We start from the raw sequence: 22,077 nt of genomic DNA, 5'->3' as shown, positions 1-22,077 counted from the left end.
ACTATCGAGTACAGACATAATCAATTATGATTAAGTGAGTACACAACAAATTAAGGGTTTCAGTGTTCTATTTAAAAGGCCTAAAAAAGAGCCATCGAATAAGTCGATTATTGCAGATCATGGTTGCTATCGCATTATTCATCGGTCTCGATCAGTTGTGGGAAACTAGCCTACTACAAGGGCAGCAGCTTCTAAAGTCCCAAACAGAAAAGATGGCAAGATTACTGGTGCAGCAAACCGCTTATGGCGCTGCACCGGCATTACAGTTAGAAAATGACGAGCAGCTGCAATGGCTTGCTCAAGCGCTTGTTTTAGATCCTAAAGTCATGTCTGCCAGCATCTTTAGTGAAGATGGCGTGAGACTCTCCTTTGCCCAAAGCGTTATCGATGAGGACTTAGAGCCAGAATCAACAGAGCTAACCAATGCATTAGCACAATACCCGCCTTATGTTGAGGCAGTCTCTCAAGATGGTAAAAACTTGGGTTATGTTGAGGTGCGCCTAGAACCTAGGTATTTCTTCAATGAAATAAAAGAGGCTCACCAAATCAACATGGAGCAGCAACAGATGATGCTGCTTATTGCTGGTTTGATTGGTATGTTGCTATCTCGTGCCCTGTCGTTTAAACGTGCCGATTTTGATAGACGTAAAGCCAGAGTCAAACTCAGGCAAATACTCACAAAGAAAAATGAAAAAGCCGCCGCGAAGGCTGCCAAGAAACAAGCTGCGGAAGATAAAAAGCGCGCAAAAAGCACTGAGACAACTGAAGTCACTTCCAGTATCGAGCCTAAGACCAGTGAAGCTAACTTAATAGAAATCAGTTCATCTACATCTGAGCAAGTAGGGAGTGGAAATGGAAATGAAACCGAAGTCGTAAAACACACGCCTAAAACAGAAACAGTAAAACCAAGCAATGCTAATGCTCAAATCGAATCTGAGCCAAAGCGGCGCCCTGGATTTGAGTCGGAATTTGAGTCGGAATCAAGCTCAAAGTCAAGCTCAAAGTCACAATTAGCGCCAAAGCTAACGTTAGAGCCTGAGCCTTCAGCAACGTCAGCAACGTCAGCAACGTCAGCAACGTCAGCAACGTCAGCAACGTCAGCAACAATGCTAAAGCCAGTCTCGACACCAGTCCCAAAAAAGGCAGCTGCGACTAATACCAGCCAGTTAAAAAAGCAAAGTGCTGCAGAGGAACCCCCTGCGGTGAAACCTAGAGCCAAGCCAAAGACGAAGGTAAAACCTAAGGCTAAGGCAGAATCTAAGACTGCAGAAAAGCCTAAAGCGCCTGCAAAACCAAAGACTAAAGCTGAGCCAGTAACAGAGGCCGAAGCTAAGCCAAAACCAAAGCCGAAGAGTGAGTAACAATAACTCTAGCGCTTTTTAAAAGCACCAGTACTTGCCTGTAGACTGAAAACAAAAACGGACGCATAAGCGTCCGTTTTTCACACTGCAGTCAACGACTGCGAAGTTTAGCGATTACAGAGTAATAGCAGCTTCTAGTGTCATTTCGATCATTTCGTTGAAGGTTGATTGACGCTCATCAGAAGAGGTCTTTTCACCTGTACGGATATGATCAGATACAGTAACAACACACAAGGCTTTAGCACCGAACTCTTTCGCTACGCCGTATAGACCAGCAGCTTCCATTTCGACACCAAGAACGTCCATCTTTTCCATCACGTCAAACATTTCTGGATCTGGCGTGTAGAATAGGTCTGCTGAGAAAACGTTACCAACGCGGTACTTAGTACCTTTTGCATCAGCAGCTTTAACAACAGCAGCTAGTAGGCTGTAATCACAAATAGCTGCGAAATCTTGGCCTTTGAAACGTAAACGGTTAACTTGTGAGTCAGTACAAGCACCCATACCGATAATCACGTCACGTACTTTAACGTCAGTGCTGATCGCGCCACAAGTGCCAACGCGGATTAGGTTCTTAACGCCGTAGTCTTTAATCAATTCAGTTGCGTAGATTGAGCAAGAAGGAATACCCATGCCTGAGCCCATAACTGAAATACGAACGCCTTTGTAAGTACCAGTAAAGCCTAGCATGTTACGTACGTCAGTCACTTGCTCAACGTTTTCTAGAAACGTTTCAGCAATGTACTTAGCGCGTAATGGATCGCCTGGAAATAACACTGTATCGCCAAATGCACCGTCTACTGCATTAATGTGTGGTGTAGCCATCAGAATAACCCCTATTTATATTTTTAGACCGTCGTAATCAACTTAAGTCTTGTTTACTAGCGGCCCAATCTGAGCCGCCAAATTTAAATTCCGTAACCGTTTATAAGCGAATAAATGATTCGCCATATTCCATTGGTTCGAGCTTAAAGTAGCTGGCAATGGATTGCCCCATATCAGCAAAGCTGTTTCGCAGCCCTAATGAACCAGGCTCAAGGCCTGCACCATAGGCTAAAACTGGTACACGTTCGCGAGTATGATCACTGCCTGGCCAAGTTGGATCACAACCGTGATCTGCCGTTAGCAGCAAGAAATCATCTTCATCGAGTAACGCTAAAATCTCAGGTAAGCGAGAGTCAAAATACTCAAGGCTACGTGCGTAACCCGCTACGTCGCGACGATGACCATAATGCGAATCAAAGTCTACGAAGTTAGTAAATACAATAGTATTTTCACCCGCTTGTTTAACTTGCTCTAATGTCGCATCAAACAAGGCTTCAAGACCTGTCGCTTTAACTTTTTTGGTAATACCGCAATGTGCATAAATATCAGCAATCTTACCTACGCTGACCACTTCGCCACCGGCTGCTTTAAGTTTATCAAGCACTGTGGGTGCAGGTGGCTCAACCGCGTAATCGCGGCGATTACCTGTGCGCTCGAAATCACTTGCGCAAGTTCCCACAAATGGACGCGCAATAACACGACCGATGTTGTAATCGCTAAGCTCTTCACGGGCAATGATACAAAGCTCATAAAGCTTCTCAAGACCAAAGCTCTCTTCGTGACATGCAATCTGGAAAACAGAGTCAGCCGATGTATAGAAAATTGGCTTGCCGGTGCGCATATGCTCTTCGCCAAGCTCTTCTAAAATTATCGTACCTGAAGAGTGGCAGTTACCAAGAAACTCAGTTAGACCGGCTCTTGCAAGGATTCTATCAGTTAGCTCTTTTGGAAAAGAGTTCTGCTTATCGCCAAAGTAACCCCATTCATAAAGAACAGGTACGCCAGCCATTTCCCAGTGCCCACTTGGTGTATCTTTACCAGAACTTAACTCGTCAGCATGGCCATATGCCCCAATGATCTCTACATCATCACCAAAGCCAGCAGGAAACTCACCGGTGCTCTCTTTTGATGCATGACCAAGACCTAGTCGAGCTAGGTTAGGCAGTTTTAATGGGCCTTCACGACCATCATTTGCCTTACCTTCAGCACACGCTTTAGCGATATTGCCAAATGTGTTTGAACCCACATCACCAAAGGCATGCGCGTCGTGCGCTTCACCTATGCCGAATGAATCTAGCATCATGATTATAGTACGTTTCATAAACTGTGCTCCGTTACAGATCTGACTCGCGGATATAACGATAAATTTCCGGAGTTTTGTCTGGTTTGGTATCGCCAATATGAATCGCTTTTTTCACTGCAGCTTGTGCTTCAGCAAAGGCGTCTTCAGATTGAGCATGAATAAATGCAATAGGCTTATCAGCGTTAATCTCATCACCTAGTGCGCAAACTTTAGAAAGTCCGACGCTGTAATCGAGAGTATCCCCAGGTTTACGGCGACCACCGCCCAAGGTAACGACTGCAAGTCCAAGTTCTCGGGTATCCATTGCCGATGCAAAACCGGCTTTGTCTGCATACACTGGACGAATAATTTGAGAATCAGGTAGGTACTTGCTGTAGTTCTCAACAAAATCTGCTGGACCGCCTAAACCTGACACCATGCGACCAAAGATCTCTGCCGCTTTACCGTTATCCAGTACTGCGTTGAGTTTTACGCGCGCTTCAGCCTCAGTACTGGCGATCCCGCCTAGCACTAACATCTCAGCACATAGACCCATGGTCACTTCATACAGACGCGGGTTACGGTAAGCACCCGTCATAAAGTCGACCGCTTCTTTCACCTCTACAGCGTTACCGGCACATGAAGCCAGTACTTGGTTCATATCAGTTAGCAATGCAGTTGTCTTAGTGCCCGCTCCGTTTGCGACTGCGGTAATACTGCGTGCGAGCTCTTCAGAGGCTTCATAAGTCGGCATAAATGCGCCAGTACCGACTTTGACGTCCATCGCCAAAGCATCAAGACCTGCGGCAAGCTTTTTAGAAAGAATAGAAGCTGTGATTAAAGAGATAGACTCTACGGTCGCGGTATTATCACGAATAGAATAGAAACGCTTGTCAGCTGGAACGAGATCACCTGTTTGACCAATAATGGCCACACCCGCTTCTTTTACAACTTTGCGGAACAGCGCACTATCAGGTTCGGTATTATAGCCAGGAATGGCATCGAATTTATCGAGCGTACCGCCTGTATGGCCTAGACCCCGGCCAGAAATCATCGGCACATAACCACCACAAGCAGCAGCCATTGGGCCTAACATCAAACTAATGACATCTCCCACACCACCGGTTGAGTGCTTATCAATAATTGGACCATTAAGGTCGAGCGATTTCCAGTCTAGTACTGTGCCAGAATCGCGCATCGCCGTAGTAAGCGCAATTCGTTCATCCATGTTCATGTCGTTGAAATAGACCGCCATGCCTAGGGCTGCGATCTGACCTTCTGAAACAGTATTGTTGGTGATACCGTTGACGAAGAATTGGATCTCTTCAGTCGAAAGAACTTCAGCATTACGTTTTTTACGAATAATTTCTTGAGCTAAAAACATGTACTACCTCCAAGAGTGTAACTGAGTTCCTAATAAATAGTGCTTTCAGTTAGCATTCCGCTAAAGGGAATCAAAAGTCGTAATATTGTTACATACTAACGAACTTTTGATACACCTAATTAGATTTAGATCACACTTAACAACAAGCTTAATCAGTAAAGATTAGTAACCTTGTGCACCTTGTGGTGCGTCACCTAGCTCGAGTGTATGAAGAAGGTTAGTCAACAGGCTTGAAGCGCCGAAACGGAATGTCGCAGGCGTCGCCCAGTCATCACCTAGAAGACGAGCCGCAACACCTAAAAACTCTGCAGCAGCTGCAGCATCTTTTACGCCGCCAGCTGGCTTAAAGCCAACTTTAGGGTTCTTTTCGCTGATCACTGTCATCATGATCTCAGCGGCTTCCAGTGTTGCGTTAACAGCAACTTTACCCGTAGATGTCTTGATAAAGTCAGCACCCGCATCGATTGATAGCTCAGATGCTTTACGGATAAGAGCTGGATCGGCTAATACGCCAGACTCGATGATAACTTTTAGAATTGCATCTTCACCACAAGCTTCTTTACAGGCTTTAACTAGCTCGAAACCAACCGTTTCGTTGCCAGCCATTAGTGCGCGGTATGGAAATACTACGTCAACTTCGTCGGCGCCGTAGGCAACTGCTGCGCGAGTCTCTAGTACTGCGATAGCAATATCGTCGTTACCGTGTGGGAAGTTAGTCACTGTTGCGATTTTAATATCGTCGCCATCAATTTCATTTAGGGTTTTACGCGCAATAGGAATAAAGCGAGGGTAAATACAGATAGCGGCAGTGTCGCCTGCTGGCGTCTTAGCTTTATGACATAGGTCGATTACTTTTTGTTCGGTATCGTCGTCATTAAGCGTTGTAAGGTCCATTAAACTAATGGCTTGTTGTGCTGCTTTTTTTAAGTCGCTCATAATAGCTCTCCGAGAAAGATTCAAATAATTAATTTAAAACAGAAAATTATCGCACGGCGATGCCTTGAACTGGCTTATTTTGATTATTGTTATGGGCCGGGCCTTCGGGCATTACCGAATTACATGTTAAGCATCATTTAACGCTTAACATCAAAATACTATTCAGGTATCCAACGTTGTAAACTCAATTGAGCGCAACCATCCTGACACTAGTGTCACGACTTGAATCCATGAAGACCGGGAAGGGAAATTGAAACTGCTTATTTCAGCCTTTCCGCGAAAAATCCATTTTAGCGCGTAGTAAATCTTATCAAACTAACAATAAATTACTCATCATATTTTGTGATGAGTCATTAATGCTTACATAAACAAACTGTACTTAAACACTTATTAAAATAAGACTCTTAAATATAGCTGATGCTTAGGTAAAAATTAACCCGTTGACATGACAATATTAGTTCAAATTTACAATAATATTTAAACGTTAAAATAGTTGGATTTGAGTTGTAAGATAGAGCCGCGAATATCGCGGCTCTGTCGTCTATTTACACAGTTTTAAGCCAACGCTTTAAGCGATGCTTAGAACTTGTAAGTAGCTGAGAAATAGTGGCTTACACCAGAAGATTCAAAAGCATCAGAATCTTTGATCAAGTAAATATCGTTATAAGCTTTTAGACCGTAACCCAGTGCGAATTGCTCTGAATGCCAGTAAAGGCCAAAGAATGCTGCGCCACCAGAAGTAGCTTGTGAGTTACCACGGTATTCGTTGTCAGCACCGAACTGGTAATCAACATAACCCTGGAAAGAGATGAATGAACCATTATCAAAGTTGATGAAAGGCTTGAACCAGTTAGCAGAGAATTGGTAACCGTTCCACTCTTTAGCGTTTAGGTCATAAAGGCCGTATAGGTTCATACCAGTCTTGCCTAACCAAGGTACTTCAACATCGGCACCAACACCCCAGAAAGAGTTATTTACGTAACCAAAAGCTGGATTTTGATCATAACCACCACCCCAGTTAAACAGAGTAGAGATATAAACCTCTTTGATTGGGCCAACTGATAAATCCATGCCAGTCAATGCATCTAGCGAGATACGTGGCGCAAACTTCATGAACATTTTTGCTTTGCCGGTTTTATCACTTGAGTCACGCTCAGAAGGGTTAAACACGTCAACATAACCGTATAGGTCAAAAATGCCTGAACGACCACCGAATTCCATCTCTAGGTAGTCGTGACCACTTGGTGCATCTGGAGAGCGAGGTAGCTCTTCAAGAGCATACATGTAGTTAAACTGCATCCAGCTGTAATCACCAGCATGGATATCATCACCACGGTCAGCAGCGAAAGTAGGTGCAGCAAAAGTAGCGGCAACAGCAGTAGCAGCTAGTGCTAAAGTTTTAACGTTTTTCATCATCAACCCCATTTTTATTTATGGTTTGCTGCGCTTCTTTATTGAAGAGTCAGCGTTTCTTTTTTATGGCGCGCATTCTACTTTATTTACGTCAAACATCAACATGATTAATGTAAAAATGCGAACACTAAGTTTTAACATTCGAACAACTTTGTGATTTTAAGGCCGAATATGCTGCCTAATCACTATTATTGTCTTATTTAAGTCGAAATAATCCCTAACCCTAGTTATTGATCATTTCAAAGAACACTTAGTTTGGAAAACGATTGATTTAATATAGCGCTAGCCAAAAGGTGGATAGCGCTTAGACTGGGCAATGAATGCCCAGTCTAATAGAGGCTTACAACGCTAAGAATAAACCAGCGAGTGTTGCGCTCATTAAGTTAGCTAGAGAACCTGCGATAACCGCACGGATACCAAGCTTAGCTAGGTCATGACGACGAGTCGGAGCCATAGAACCTAGACCACCAAGTAGAATCGCAATTGAAGATAAGTTAGCGAAACCACATAGAGCGAAAGAGATAATCGCTTTAGTACGGTCAGACATTGCTACACCAGTCTCAGCAACAACCATACCGCCATCAGCAAGATCTTTTAGGTATGGAGCAAAGTTTAGGTAAGCAACAAATTCGTTAATGACAATCTTCTGACCGATGAAAGAACCAGCAACAAGTGCTTCGTTCCAAGGTACACCGATAAGGAATGCTAGAGGCATGAAGATATAACCTAGAATTAATTCTAGTGTTAAGCCTTCCATACCGAACCATCCACCGATGCCACCGATAATGCCGTTAACCATAGCAATCAAGCCAACGAATGCTAAAAGCATTGCACCAACGTTAAGTGCTAAATGCATACCAGATGAAGCACCTGCAGCCGCAGCGTCAAGAACGTTAGCTGGCTTATCAGGATCTTCTGGTAAGTCGCTCATGTCGTTCTTTGCTTCTTCAGTTTCTGGGTGCATCAGCTTAGCCATTAATAGACCAGCAGGTGCTGCCATGAACGAAGCCGCAACTAGATACTCAATAGGTACACCCATCTGCGCGTAACCAGCCATTACTGAACCCGCAATAGATGCAAGACCACCCACCATTACGGCGAATAGTTCAGAGTTAGTCATAGTCGCGATAAACGGACGAACAACAAGTGGAGCTTCAGTTTGACCAACGAAGATGTTAGCAGTCGCAGACATAGACTCTGTACGACTTGTGCCCAATGCTTTTTGTAGCGCACCACCGATAATACGGATGATCCACTGCATAACGCCTAAGTAGTAAAGAACTGCGATTAAAGAAGAGAAGAAAACGATGATTGGTAGTACGTTAATGGCAAAAATAAAGCCAACTTTAAAGTTAGCTAAATCACCAAATAAGAAACCAATACCGCTTTGAGCGTATCCAATAACACTAGATACTGCATCTGACATTCCTTGCAAAATGTCTTTACCAACTGGAACGTACAAAACAAAACCACCGAAAGCGGCTTGAATTGCTAACGCACCAAAAACGGTACGCTTGTTAACTGCTTTTCTATTGTTTGATAACCCGAAAGCTATCGCTAGTAAGGTGACCACCCCTACTAAACTCATTAAAATATCCATTAACCATCACCCTATTGTTAATACTTTTTAATTATGTTGTTAACCAACCTTTTTTTACGACCCCGATTATACCCGACCACGTCGGTAAAAGCGTCGTATTGATCAAGTTTTTGAGGTTTTATTTCAATGATTTCGTTGGAATTTCCGGTGCGCGGAACATCTGTTTGAACAGAAAAAAATTAAAGGTCAAAGAGTTGCGTGACATTGAAAAACATCTGTTCGGAAATAAGAACGGCTGATTTATTTTGTAAATTTGCTATTTTTTTGATTATTTCAGGCAAAATTAGCGGGGTATTACGATTCGTTTGACTGCGTTTAGGGGCCATAGCAGGTGAATCGGTTTCTAAAACGAATGATTCTAGCGGTAACTTTGCTACTGTTTGTTGCAGCTTAGGTGCATTATCATTGAGCAACAAACCCCCAATGCCTAGCTTGTAACCTAAATTAACATATTGCATTGCTAGTTCGGGGCCACCATAGAAACCATGAATGACGCCCGTTTTCACTAAGCTCTCGCTTCTAAGGCACTTAATCACTTCTTCATGTGCTCTTACCGCATGCATAATGAGAGGCAACTCAAATTCTTTTGCTAAGCTGATTTGAGCTTTAAACACCATCATTTGTGTTGCGAAATTACTTTTATGTAACTTATCTAGGCCACATTCACCGATTGCAACTAATCTAGGGTCATCTCTATAGTAAGTAAGTAAAGCACGTAACTTTTGAATGTCATTATCTGTTGTACTTTCGCAATACCAAGGATGGATCCCTAAACTAAAAAAACAGTTATATTGCTTAGCCACTTCGATTTGCCGTCCCCATCGCTCAGGAGAGACACCTGGGATAACAACCGCCTTAATACCTGCAGCTTGCATATCATCAAATAGCGAGCCCCTATCGCAATCAAACTCTGGAAAGTCGATATGGGCATGACTATCAATAATAGGCTGTACGTAAACACCCGCATTAGTCATCGCTTGAGCTCGCTTACGTTATCTGCTGACTGCTGATAAACGCCATGAAGCTGTTGCTTATCATGTTCAGTTTTAGACTCTGACTGCACTGTGGATAATTGAGCTGGAGTTAACTGCGCTGGGGGTAATGGTACTTGTTTTAAAGGTTTCCCATTGACCACTACTTTTGCTTCTACTTTAGCTGAACCGCAACTTTTTGAGACCGGCTTTGTTGTTCGCGGAAGCTCAGGTTCTGATAGCAGTGGTGCACAACAACGGCGATTTTCAAGCGTTAAGCCCATCCGATCACACCATTGAATGTATTTATGCCATAACCGTCTTATATATCGCATACACCCTCCTCAAAACGCTGATAGAGTCAATCACAAGCTGATAACTATTACATAATTAGTATACATAGCATAAGAGCCACTGAGCTTAAAAACAAAACCCCAAGCTAGGCTTGGGGTTAAAAATAACAGCTTAATATAAAAAGCGCGTATGACTGTTAGTTTTCGCGTGTCTTAGCGAACTCAATATCAGGATAACGTTCCATCGACAGATTAAGATTAACCATAGTCGGTGCAATGTAAGTCAAGTTATCACCACCATCCAACGCTAAGTTCATGCTGCACTTACGTTTGAATTCATCAAGCTTCTTGTGATCATCACAATAGACCCAACGAGCGGTAGCCACACTGATAGCCTCGTAAATAGCTTCTACTTTATACTCAGTCTTTAAACGACCGACAACAACTTCGAACTGAAGCACACCCACGGCGCCTACGATCAAGTCATTACTGTCCAGTGGTCTAAATACCTGTACGGCGCCCTCTTCTGAAAGCTGGACCAGTCCTTTAAGCAATTGCTTTTGCTTCAGAGGGTCACGTAAACGTATGCGTCTAAACATTTCTGGTGCAAAGTTTGGTACACCAGTAAAGCGAAGCTTCTCACCTTGGGTAAAAGTATCACCAATTCGAATCGTACCATGGTTATGTAAGCCGATAATATCACCAGGATATGCAGCCTCAGCACGGTTACGATCGCCGGCCATAAAGGTCAACGCGTCGCTCACGTTTACGTCTTTACCTAGACGTACGTGATGCATCTTCATGCCCTGCTCATAACGACCTGAACAAATTCGCATAAAGGCCACACGGTCACGATGCTTAGGATCCATGTTTGCCTGGATCTTAAACACGAAACCACTGAACTTTTCTTCATCAGGCAGCACGTCGCGCACTTCTGTTTCGCGGGGCTGAGGTGTTGGAGCCCACTCAACGATACCGTCAAGAATATGGTCAACACCGAAGTTGCCTAACGCTGTACCGAAGTAAACAGGTGTCAATTCGCCTTTTAAGAATAGTTCGTGGTCAAATTCATGTGAAGCGCCAACAACCAATTCCATCTCATCGCGAATTTCAGCGGCATAGCTACCAATCGCTTCATCAAGCTCTGGGTTATCCAAACCTTTAATGATACGAGAATCTTGAATGGTATGACCCATGCCACCTTTGTACAAGATCACTTCATCGCGCAATAGGTGATAAACACCTTTGAACTCTTTACCTGCACCGATTGGCCAAGTGATAGGGGCACACTTAATGTTCAGCACCTCTTCCACTTCATCCATCAATTCGATTGGATCGCGAATATCACGGTCAAGTTTGTTCATGAAGGTCACAATAGGCGTATCACGTAGGCGTGTAACTTCCATTAGCTTAATAGTACGTTGCTCTACACCTTTAGCAGAGTCAATCACCATCAGACATGAGTCAACCGCCGTTAATGTACGGTAGGTATCTTCAGAGAAGTCTTCGTGACCAGGCGTATCTAGCAGGTTCACCAGCGCATCGTGATAAGGAAACTGCATTACAGAAGTCGTAATTGAGATCCCGCGATCTTTTTCCATCTCCATCCAGTCAGACTTAGCGTGCTGACCTGATTTCTTGCCCTTTACGGTACCCGCTTTTTGTAACGCGTTGCCGAATAAAAGAACCTTTTCAGTAATGGTGGTTTTACCCGCATCTGGGTGAGAGATGATGGCGAAAGTGCGACGTTTGTCGACCTCAACTTTATTGCCTGACATGTTTACCTGTAATTCTGGGAGTTCACAAAGGCCGCAATTATAGCCGTTCACCTATATTTTGGCTACCAAACTAGAGCGTAAAATCAGTATGGGGAGGATTTGTAAATGACGGCCTATAAAAAAGCCTCCATCAGGAGGCTTATTTATAGGCAGCCCGCGCTAATTTGCCGCAGGCTGCAATATTTGGTTTATTCTGGCAAGCTCGAGTCGAGCGTACCTATGCTCAACAAAATCATAGATATTAGTGGCTAATGCTAATCTGAAATAGTTCGCAGCTTCGACGTTTTCGCCACGTTTTTGCGCTATTTTCGCCATATAAAAATACGCTTCACAAAGGCGCTCAGCATATTCATTCGGGTGTTTTAATCCCTCTTTTGCCAGGCTAAAGATCTGCTCTTTACTCTTTTGCCCTAAATAATAATCCACCAAGGCAGTTGCCCAAGCATTAGCTTGCAGCTTAGTGCGATTATTCGCTAATTGCGTTTGAGCAGCCAGTTCATCCACTTCACGTTCGGCTAAGTATAACCACAACACTCGATAACCATCTGATGGATCACGAGCATAAAAGTCGTTCATATCAGAGACAGCAAGTTCCATCCTTTCGCCATAATAAAGTGAAATCCCTCTATTAAGGTAAGCATAGTCATAACCTGGTGACAGCTCTAAAACAGCGTCAAATGCTTCATAAGCGCTTTCAAATTCACTTTCTTGAGTGTAATAAATACCAAGGAAGTTATAGGCATCTGCGAGATTAGGTTGAAGTTTTAGCGCTTGATGAAAATCAATGCGGCTTAGTATACGCAGGCCCACGCGGTCATAGATAACACCACGGTCATAATGAAATCGTGCGCGTTGTTCAGGCGTTAGCTCAACAGATGCCAAAATCTCATTCAATTTTGCTAAGGTGATTTCTAATTTATAATCAGGAGAAACCGGCGCGACTTTAATCGAAGCTTGTTGTTCGCTTTCGGAAGTTGATACACATCCTGTTAGCAGCATACTCACGCTTGCCATAGCCACGACCACGGCAGTTCGCATCTTTTGATTCATCCATTTAACCTTTTGAGTTCACCAATAGCTCCAATCATAGCAACCCCTATTCACTACTGCTATCAAGGATTTGAAAATATTCCAATTAGTGTTGCTTATTTCATCAAGATATTTTTTACAGGCACAAAAAAGGAGGCCATAGGCCTCCTTTTATTTAAAGTGCTAGTGCTTACTCAGCAGCTGGCGCTTCAGCTTTAGGTGCAGCTTCTTTCATAGAAAGACGTACACGGCCTTGGCGGTCAACTTCCATCACTTTAACTTTAACGTCTTGACCTACTTCTAGGTAGTCTGACACATTCGCAACACGCTCTTCAGCGATTTGTGAAATATGAACTAGACCATCTTTACCAGGAAGAATCGTTACGAAAGCACCGAAGTCTACGATACGAACAACTTTACCGTTGTAAACTGTACCCACTTCAACTTCTGCAGTGATCTCTTCAATACGACGGATAGCTTCTTTAGTCGCATCACCGTTTGAAGAAGCAATTTTCACTGTACCATCGTCATCAAGTTCGATTGTAGTACCGGTTTCTTCAGTAAGTGCACGAATTGTCGCACCACCTTTACCAATAACATCACGAATTTTCTCTGGATTGATCTTGATTGTTGTAATACGTGGAGCATGCTCAGAAATATCACCACGGTGACCTGAGATAGCTTGGTCCATTACGTTTAGGATATGAACACGTGCGCCGTATGCTTGCTGTAGAGCAATCTGCATGATCTCTTTAGTGATACCTTCGATCTTGATATCCATCTGCAGCGCAGTAATACCGTCGCGAGTACCAGCAACTTTAAAGTCCATGTCACCTAAGTGATCTTCATCGCCTAGGATGTCAGAAAGAACAACGAAATCGTCGCCTTCTTTAACTAGACCCATTGCGATACCCGCAACAGAAGTCTTGATTGGAACACCTGCATCCATAAGAGCAAGAGACGTACCACAAACTGAAGCCATAGAGCTTGAACCGTTAGATTCAGTGATTTCAGATACAACGCGAACGCTGTATGGGAACTCTTCAGCTGTTGGCATAACAGCGTTAATACCACGCCATGCTAGCTTACCGTGACCAATTTCACGACGCTTTGGAGAACCAACCATGCCTGTTTCACCAACAGAGTATGGAGGGAAGTTGTAGTGAAGCATAAAGCGGTTAGTGTACTCGCCCATGATGCTATCAATCTTCTGTGCATCACGTTCCGTACCAAGAGTACAAGTTACTAGCGCTTGAGTTTCACCACGAGTGAATAGTGAGCTACCGTGAGTACGTGGAAGAACACCAGCCATCACGTTAAGTGCACGAACCATATCTGGTTCACGACCATCGATACGTGGGTTACCCGCGATAATACGGCTACGAACCACTTTCTTCTCTAGGCTAGCTAGAAGACCGTCGATTTCACGTGTATTAGCATCTGGATTTTCAGCCAACAATGCTTCTTTAGCTGCTGTTTTAACAACACCTACTTGAGCGTAACGATCTTGCTTAACTTCAATCTGGTAAGCTTCAGTTAAACCTGCTTCAGCCAAACCTTTGATCTTAGCAACAAGCTCTTGGTCTTGAACTGGTGCAGCCCATTCCCATACAGGCTTGTTCACTTCAGCTTGTAGCTCTTTGATAGCTTTGATAACAACTTGCTGCTGGTCGTGACCATAAACAACCGCACCTAACATGACTTCTTCAGGCAATGCGCTTGCTTCAGACTCAACCATCAATACTGCACTTTCAGTACCGGCAACAGATAGCTCAAGCTGGCTGTCAACTAACTGAGATACAGTTGGGTTTAAGATGTATTCGCCGTTTACATAACCAACACGAGCTGAACCTAGTGGACCGTTAAATGGAATACCAGAGATAGACAGTGCTGCAGAAGTACCAATCATAGAGATAACTTCTGGGCTGATTTCTGGATCAACTGAAACAACAGTAATGATAACCTGAACTTCGTTTTTAAAGCCGTTCGGGAATAGTGGGCGGATTGGACGGTCAATTAGACGTGCAGTCAGCGTTTCACCTTCAGATGGACGACCTTCACGCTTAAAGAATCCACCAGGGATCTTACCGGCTGCGTATGTTTTTTCCTGGTAATTAACGGTTAGCGGGAAAAAGTCACGGCCTGGCTCTTCAAACTTCTTGCCAACAACAGTTACTAAAACTGTTGTATCACCCATACTTGCCAAAACAGCTGCATCTGCTTGACGCGCGATAACCCCAGTCTCTAATGTGACTGTGTGCTGACCATATTCAAAACTCTTTACGATTGGATTCACGTGAACCATTCCTTAATATTTAATTACCTTAATTACGCGCGTAAGTATACTGCAAGTTTATTCAATAGATAAAGAGAATAGATTGATGACAAAGCGGAATCTTTTCTCTAAAGTGGTTTCATTCGGTAAAAAACATGTACAACGTAAACATAAAGCAATCAACACTACAAAAATAAGTCATTGATATAAAGGACAAGAGTTGATGGAGCAGCGCTTTAAATCCCTCACGTGGAAACAGACTATTTTGGTCGTATCTGCAACGCTATTTTTTGCCGTTGCCATCTTTCTTATTGAGATTTCTCTGCTCGTTATTAACGCCCGCCATGAGTTAACCGATACCCAGCGCGAACTACTGGATTCCGTCGAACAACCTGCAACAAATGCAGTCTGGGCGTTAGATGATGTACTTGCCGTGCAAACAATACAAGGGATCTTAAAAGTTGAGCATGTAAGCTCTGCAATAATGGATTTAGAAGACGGTAGTCGGTTCGTGTCAGTCAGTAACGGTCCCGGAGCGGCTAATGCTGAAGTGTATAGCGAAATTAGCGCTGCGCTTTTTGGTGATTTCAAACAGCTATCCCGCTCGCTGTATCGACCATTTTATGTTGACAGTAATGGTAACGAAGAACTGATTGGTACCTTAACGGTCTTTTATGACACCCAAGAGCTCACCAGTTCATTAATATCAACTTTGCGCTTCAGCCTTTGGGCTACCTTAGCGAGAGCATTTTTGCTCACACTGGTATTGTCGGTATTATTTCACCGATTTTTAACCCAACCTATTGCTCGCATCAGTGAGTCTATCGACAACATAGACCCGGAGTCTCCTGCGAGAAACCTACTACCCATAGACAGTGCTCACTGTAATGATGAACTCGGGCTCGTCACCTCTAAGCTAAATCAAATTTTGGTTCAATTTGATAATACTCAAAATAAATTACGCAAAATGGCAACCCGAGATCCCTTAACGGGCTTGCCGAACCGCACTTTGCTTTTAGAAACCATCGCGGTAACCATTGGGCGAGCAAAAAAACAGCAATGTCAATTCGTACTGCTATTTATTGACTTAGACCGATTCAAAAATGTAAATGACTCATTAGGCCATGAGATTGGCGATCAGTTTTTGATCCGTGTAGCCCGTACCTTAGAGCTTGCTGTTGGCCAAATGGGCACTGTTGCTAGATTAGGGGGCGATGAGTTTGTGGTACTCGCGGATGGTTTAGAGTCACCAAGCCAAGCGGCTGAGTTTGTCGATAAGCTGCTAATACAACTGAATAACCCTATGCAACTCAATGAGCATACTGTGCACCCGGCGGCCTCGGTAGGTATCGCCATCTACCCAGACGATGGCCTGCGGGCAGAAGATCTAATTCGCCATGCAGATATCGCCATGTACAGTGCAAAAGCTGCAGGGTCGAACCAGTGGGCTTTCTTTAAATCCCAAATGACCGAAAGAGCAGCCGTTCGCTTAAGAACCGAAGCATCCTTACATGACGCACTAAAAAACAATGAATTCTTACTCCATTTTCAGCCTAAACTCGATATAAAAACCGGAGAGGTTATTGGCTGTGAAGCACTGATCCGCTGGCAAAAAGATGGACGTTTAATCAGTCCAATATCTTTCATTCCTGTGGCTGAAGAGACTGGTATCATTATACCTATCGGGCGCTGGGTAATTGAGCAAACCTGTAAGACGATTAGAGATTGGCAAATGCGTTATAATTTCTCACTACCTATTGCAATTAATGTCGCTCCTCAGCAGTTTCTAGACGCCAGTATTGTGCCCGATATTAAGCAAGCGACACTACGCTATCAAATCGCTCCAGAGCTGTTAGAGATTGAGATAACTGAGACCTCTCTAATGAGTGATATCGAGTCGTCCATTATCAAACTTAGAGAGCTAAAGAGTGCGGGGTTTGGGATTGCGGTTGATGATTTTGGTACCGGGTATTCTTCGTTGTCGTACCTTCGTCGCCTGCCCATTACCACCATGAAAATTGATCGTTGTTTTGTGTCCGATCTACCAGAGGAAAGTGCTATCGCGTCAACCATCTTGATGCTCGGTAAGCAGCTTGACTTAAACATTGTGGCTGAGGGAATTGAAAGTGAGCAACAACTAGCCTGGTTGCAGGAGCGTGGCTGCCAAATAGGCCAAGGGTTTTACTTTAGTAAGCCTTTGCCAATAGAAGAGTTTGAAGAAAAATACATTGCAACCAATCGAACTTCACTTATCAGCTAAAACGTTCAGGATTAAAACCAACAGGTATATCTTCAGCTAAAGCACCCTGCATACCAACAGCTATAAACTGGCGAATGGCGGCTTATAGCCGAAAGTCAGGCACAAAAAAAGGAGGCTTGGCCTCCTTTTAATAGATCAGACGTTAAAATTAACGACGTAGACCTAACTTCTTGATTAGCTCTTGGTAGCGAACGTTTTCAGTACGCTTAAGGTATGCAAGAAGCTTACGACGAGTGCTAACCATACGTAGTAGACCACGACGTGAATGGTGATCGTGGATGTGCTCTTTGAAGTGACCTTGTAGGTGGTTGATCTGCGCAGTTAGCAGAGCAACTTGAACTTCAGAAGAACCAGTATCATTTTCACAACGACCAAATTCAGCTAGGATTTGAGCTTTAGCTTCAACACTTAGTGACATTTCTATCTCCAAAATATTACATTAAAAAATCTTTAGCCGATCACTAACTCAGCCAAAGGGGCGCGCCATTCTACCCATTTAGACTTTGGGTAGCAAGATTAATCTAGGAATAAGTCCTCAATTAATCTTGTTGCTCTCTTAGTACGATAAGTCTCTTAGGGGCAAGCTGTCCATCATCGTTCATTTGTCCGATACCAACAAACTGACGAGATTCGCCGATAGTGATACGAACTAACTCATCAACCGGTAAGTTGGCCACCTGTACAGGGTTACCGTTCATCAAGTAAGTAGCAAGTTCGTCAGAGACGTTTATCTCTTTGAAACCACTTACCGCGGTATCCATAGGTAACAAGAGTGGATCGAGCACTTCAGACAGTGATAAAGACTCATCTTCAGCTTTCGTCACAAGTTCTTCAAGCTGTTTAAGCGACACCATCTTATCGTATGGGTAACCGGCAACTTGTGTGCGACGTAGCATGATAACGTGAGCACCACAGCCTAGCATCTCGCCCAAATCGTCAGTGATTGTACGGATGTAAGTGCCTTTAGAGCAATGGATATCCAAGGTCAACTCATCACCTTCAAGGCTGATAAAATTTAACTCAAACACATTGATAGGGCGTGCTTCACGGGGGACTTCAATTCCCTCGCGAGCGTACTTATACAAAGGCTGACCTTGGTACTTGAGCGCCGAGAACATAGACGGGACTTGCATCGTCTCACCGCGAAAATAATCCAGTGCTGTATCAAGCTGTTCTTGAGTGAAGTTAACTTCTCTTGTTTGAACAACTTCACCATCAGAGTCGCTGGTATCGGTACGTTGCCCAAGCTTTGCAGTCACTAAGTAACGTTTATCCGCATCAAGTAGGTGCTGCGAAAACTTCGTCGCTTCACCTAAGCAAATAGGTAACATGCCCGTTGCTAGCGGATCAAGAGCACCGGTATGGCCAGCCTTATTTGCATTAAAAAAGCGTTTCACTCTTTGTAATGCAAAGTTAGAACTCATACCAGTATCTTTATCTAACAGTACAATACCGTCGATAAAACGACCGCGAGAACGACGTGCCATTACTTATCGCCCTCTTCCTTTGTATCATCTTTCGCAGCATCAGGTTCAATACCGTGTTGCTTCTGCTTTGCTTCGTCATTGCTGATAACGCGGCTAACTAAGTTAGACATGCGCATACCTTCAACAAGCGAGCTGTCGTAGATAAAGCGAAGTTCAGGCATAACGCGTAACTTCATACGGCCGGCAACCAATGAACGGATGTAGCCTGCTGCTGCATCTAACGCTTCAACTTTCTCTTGAACAAGCTTTTCGTCTTCTTCAAAGAAAGTGACATAGACTTTTGCATAGCTTAAATCGCGAGAAACATCGACATCATTAACCGTCACAAACCCGATTCGTGGGTCTTTCATATCACGTTGTAGCACTTGTGCTAGCTCTTGTTGAAGCTGCTGTGCAATACGACGTGTACGACTAAATTCTTTTGCCATAATATATTTGCCATAAATATTAAGGGCGGCTAACGCCGCCCTTATAAGTAACTAGTTGAATTACAAGGTACGTGCAATTTCTACCGTTTCGAAGACTTCAATCTGATCGCCAACTCTGACGTCATTATAGTTCTTCACACCGATACCACATTCCATACCGTTACGAACATCGCTAACATCGTCTTTAAAGCGACGAAGTGATTCAAGCTCACCTTCGTAGATAACAATGTTGTCACGAAGAACGCGGATTGGAGCGCTACGCTTAATAGTACCTTCGGTCACCATACAACCGGCGATCGCGCCAATCTTAGGAGACTTAAATACATCACGAACTTCAGCAAGACCAATGATCTCTTGCTTAAATTCAGGAGCAAGCAGGCCACTCATTGCGTCTCTAACTTCATCAATCAATTGATAGATGATGCTGTAATAACGTAGGTCAACACTTTCGCTATCAACAACTTTACGCGCCTGTGCATCAGCACGAACGTTAAAGCCGACCATAATTGCATTAGATGCTGCAGCAAGAGTTGCATCAGTTTCAGTTAATCCACCCACACCACGTGCGATGATGTTAACTTTAACTTCGCCAGTTGAAAGCGCATTTAATGAATCACAAATAGCTTCAAGTGAACCTTGAACATCAGCCTTAAGCACGATATTCAACTCTTCGACTTCGCCTTCAGTCATGTTAGCAAACATGTTTTCAAGCTTAGACTTCTGCTGGCGAGCCAACTTAACATCACGGAACTTGCCTTGACGATATAGTGCAACTTCACGTGCTTTACGCTCATCACGTACTACCGTCGCTTCATCACCAGCCGATGGCACACCTGAAAGACCTAAGATCTCTACAGGAATAGATGGGCCAGCTTCAGTAATTGCTTTACCATTCTCATCTCTCATCGCACGGACTTTACCGTACTCAAGACCACATAGAACGATATCGCCCTGCTTCAATGTACCTTCTTGTACAAGAACTGTTGCAACTGGACCACGGCCTTTATCAAGCTTAGATTCAACAACAACACCAGCAGCCATACCTTCACGAACAGCTTTAAGTTCAAGTACTTCAGCTTCTAGAAGAATACCTTCTAATAGCTCATCGATACCATCGCCAGTCTTAGCAGAAACATTAACAAACATGTTGTTTCCGCCCCAATCTTCAGACATAACGCCATGCTGTGAAAGCTCAGACTTAACACGATCAGGATCTGCTTCAGGCTTATCCATCTTGTTAACTGCAACGATTAGCGGAACGCCACCGGCTTTAGCATGTTGAATCGCTTCGATTGTTTGAGGCATAACACCGTCATCAGCCGCAACCACTAGGATTACGATATCGGTAGCCTTAGCACCACGAGCACGCATAGCGGTAAACGCAGCGTGACCAGGAGTATCTAAGAAAGTGATCATGCCATTTTCAGTTTCAACGTGGTACGCACCGATGTGCTGAGTAATACCACCGGCTTCGCCTGAAGCAACTTTCGCGCGGCGAATGTAATCAAGTAGCGATGTCTTACCATGGTCAACGTGACCCATGATAGTGACTACTGGAGCACGAGATTCAGCTAATATATCGCCGTTACGATCAGCAAGTACTTGGTGCTCTAGTTCGTTTTCACGAGTAAGCACAACTTTATGACCCATTTCTTCAGCAACTAACTGCGCAGTTTCTTGATCTAGGACTTGGTTAATTGTAACCATAGAGCCCATCTTCATCATCTGCTTGATAATTTCAGTAGCTTTGATTGACATCTTAGAAGCCAATTCAGAAACTGAAACCGTTTCACCGATGCTGACATCAGCTTTAACCACTGCAGCAGGCTTAGTGAACGCGTGATCCATTGACTCTGGCGCAACGCTACGATTGTTGCTTCGTGAATTACGTGAGTTACGGCTATCACGACGGTTATCTTTACCGCGCTTACCTTTACCTGTTGGCTTACCCGCACCAGCGTTAGCATTCGCGTTAGGGTTATTACCCGCATTAGCAGAAGGCTTGCGTGGACGACGACCGCGCTTTTCAGCGTTCGCATCAGCTGTATCTTCAGCAGCACGTGCCTCAGTAGAGGTCGTCACGTGGTGATCAACTGACTTTTCAGCTTCTTTACGGGCTTTTTCTTCTTCAGCCCAACGCTTTTCGTTTTCTTCCGCTAAACGACGAGCAACTTCTGCAGCTGCTGCAACTTCTTCATCAGCTTTTGCTTTCGCAACTGCGTCTTGAGCGGCTAACAATTTTGCTTCTTCTGCTTTAGCTGCTTTATCTTCAGCATTTTCTTGAACTGGTTTTTCTGTTAACACTTTTGCTTTCGCCTTAGCTTCGGCATCAGCCTTAGCTTTTGCCTTTGCTTCTGCATCCGCTTTAGCTTTTGCTTCCGCGGCAGCCTTAGCTTCTTCAGCAACTTTAGCTTCTTCTGCTTTAGCCGCAGCAGCTAGTTCTGCTTCTGCCGCTTCGTCACGTTTTACGAACGTACGCTTTTTACGCACTTCGACTTTAACGTCTTTAGACTGTCCGCCACTACCAGCAACACTAAGTGTTGAAACTGATTTGCGTTGTAATGTCATTTTAGTTGGGGCTGCATCGCCACCATGTTGCTTCTTAAGGAAATCAAGCAACTGCTGTTTTTCAGTTTCAGAAACCGTATCACTCGCCGACTTCTTAATACCAGCCTGAGAAAACTGCTCGACTAAACGATCAGTGCTTTTCCCAACTTCCTGGGCTAGCTTGTCTACTGTAGTATCTGCCATATAT

17 protein-coding genes are annotated in these 22,077 nt (G+C 43.9%); 2 read left to right on the top strand and 15 right to left on the bottom strand.

From position 1 onward, the window contains the following. Positions 1–62: 62 nt before the first annotated feature. Positions 63–1,361 carry an AhpA/YtjB family protein gene (locus ACVBIK_RS06595; protein ID WP_447169330.1) on the top strand — a complete coding sequence of 433 codons (1,299 nt, stop codon included), beginning with the start codon at positions 63–65 and terminating at the stop codon, positions 1,359–1,361. Positions 1,362–1,475: 114 nt separating this feature from the next. Here ACVBIK_RS06595 and deoD read toward each other — a convergent pair whose 3' ends face one another. The 11 genes from deoD to pnp all read right to left on the bottom strand — a co-directional run bounded on the left by deoD (position 1,476) and on the right by pnp (position 15,168). Then, positions 1,476–2,186 (bottom strand): purine-nucleoside phosphorylase, encoded by a 711-nt coding sequence (gene deoD / locus ACVBIK_RS06590; protein WP_447160103.1) that lies wholly within the window; start codon positions 2,184–2,186, stop codon positions 1,476–1,478. 100 nt (positions 2,187–2,286) lie between these two features. After that, the gene (locus ACVBIK_RS06585; RefSeq protein ID WP_447160104.1) at positions 2,287–3,507 is read right to left on the bottom strand and encodes a phosphopentomutase; all 1,221 of its coding nucleotides are present in this window, start codon (positions 3,505–3,507) and stop codon (positions 2,287–2,289) included. Between the two features lie 13 nt (positions 3,508–3,520). Beyond that, positions 3,521–4,852, bottom strand: a complete 1,332-nt coding sequence (gene deoA, locus ACVBIK_RS06580) for a thymidine phosphorylase (RefSeq protein ID WP_447160105.1) — start codon at positions 4,850–4,852, stop codon at positions 3,521–3,523. 162 nt (positions 4,853–5,014) lie between these two features. Further along, positions 5,015–5,788, bottom strand: a complete 774-nt coding sequence (gene deoC, locus ACVBIK_RS06575) for a deoxyribose-phosphate aldolase (protein WP_447169329.1) — start codon at positions 5,786–5,788, stop codon at positions 5,015–5,017. A gap of 579 nt (positions 5,789–6,367) precedes the next feature. Continuing rightward, positions 6,368–7,201 (bottom strand): nucleoside-specific channel-forming Tsx family protein, encoded by an 834-nt coding sequence (locus ACVBIK_RS06570; protein ID WP_447169328.1) that lies wholly within the window; start codon positions 7,199–7,201, stop codon positions 6,368–6,370. 340 nt (positions 7,202–7,541) lie between these two features. Continuing rightward, positions 7,542–8,801 carry a NupC/NupG family nucleoside CNT transporter gene (locus ACVBIK_RS06565; protein WP_447160108.1) on the bottom strand — a complete coding sequence of 420 codons (1,260 nt, stop codon included), beginning with the start codon at positions 8,799–8,801 and terminating at the stop codon, positions 7,542–7,544. 179 nt (positions 8,802–8,980) lie between these two features. Next, on the bottom strand, positions 8,981–9,775 hold the full coding sequence (locus tag ACVBIK_RS06560) for a TatD family hydrolase (protein WP_447169327.1): 795 nt from the start codon (positions 9,773–9,775) through the stop codon (positions 8,981–8,983). Then, the gene (locus ACVBIK_RS06555; protein ID WP_447160110.1) at positions 9,772–10,107 is read right to left on the bottom strand and encodes a hypothetical protein; all 336 of its coding nucleotides are present in this window, start codon (positions 10,105–10,107) and stop codon (positions 9,772–9,774) included. The genes ACVBIK_RS06560 and ACVBIK_RS06555 overlap by 4 nt, the downstream gene beginning before the upstream one ends. A 155-nt stretch (positions 10,108–10,262) precedes the next feature. Further along, positions 10,263–11,843: a peptide chain release factor 3 gene (gene prfC / locus ACVBIK_RS06550; protein ID WP_447160111.1), complete on the bottom strand. Its 1,581-nt coding sequence runs from the start codon at positions 11,841–11,843 to the stop codon at positions 10,263–10,265. A gap of 159 nt (positions 11,844–12,002) precedes the next feature. Then, positions 12,003–12,893, bottom strand: a complete 891-nt coding sequence (nlpI, locus tag ACVBIK_RS06545; protein ID WP_447169326.1) for a lipoprotein NlpI — start codon at positions 12,891–12,893, stop codon at positions 12,003–12,005. 169 nt (positions 12,894–13,062) lie between these two features. After that, the gene (pnp, locus tag ACVBIK_RS06540; protein ID WP_447169325.1) at positions 13,063–15,168 is read right to left on the bottom strand and encodes a polyribonucleotide nucleotidyltransferase; all 2,106 of its coding nucleotides are present in this window, start codon (positions 15,166–15,168) and stop codon (positions 13,063–13,065) included. 202 nt (positions 15,169–15,370) lie between these two features. Between pnp and ACVBIK_RS06535 the strand changes: the two genes are divergently transcribed. Further along, the gene (locus tag ACVBIK_RS06535) at positions 15,371–17,407 is read left to right on the top strand and encodes a putative bifunctional diguanylate cyclase/phosphodiesterase (protein WP_447160114.1); all 2,037 of its coding nucleotides are present in this window, start codon (positions 15,371–15,373) and stop codon (positions 17,405–17,407) included. Between the two features lie 148 nt (positions 17,408–17,555). Here ACVBIK_RS06535 and rpsO read toward each other — a convergent pair whose 3' ends face one another. The 4 genes from rpsO to infB form a co-directional block, all read right to left on the bottom strand. Then, positions 17,556–17,825 (bottom strand): 30S ribosomal protein S15, encoded by a 270-nt coding sequence (gene rpsO / locus ACVBIK_RS06530; protein WP_012156278.1) that lies wholly within the window; start codon positions 17,823–17,825, stop codon positions 17,556–17,558. Positions 17,826–17,946: 121 nt separating this feature from the next. Then, entirely contained in the window at positions 17,947–18,894 is a 948-nt protein-coding gene (gene truB, locus ACVBIK_RS06525) for a tRNA pseudouridine(55) synthase TruB (protein ID WP_447163337.1), read from the bottom strand. Beyond that, complete coding sequence (gene rbfA / locus ACVBIK_RS06520; protein WP_447160116.1) at positions 18,894–19,322, bottom strand: 30S ribosome-binding factor RbfA; 429 nt, start codon at positions 19,320–19,322, stop codon at positions 18,894–18,896. Before rbfA ends, truB begins: the two co-directional genes overlap by 1 nt. A 60-nt stretch (positions 19,323–19,382) precedes the next feature. Beyond that, positions 19,383–22,073, bottom strand: a complete 2,691-nt coding sequence (gene infB / locus ACVBIK_RS06515; RefSeq protein ID WP_447169324.1) for a translation initiation factor IF-2 — start codon at positions 22,071–22,073, stop codon at positions 19,383–19,385. Between the last annotated feature and the right edge of the window lie 4 nt (positions 22,074–22,077).

The organism is Shewanella sp. 125m-1 (assembly GCF_052977065.1).
The sequence above is the reverse complement of the archived record's forward strand: the minus strand, read 5'-3'. Positions and strand labels throughout refer to the sequence as shown.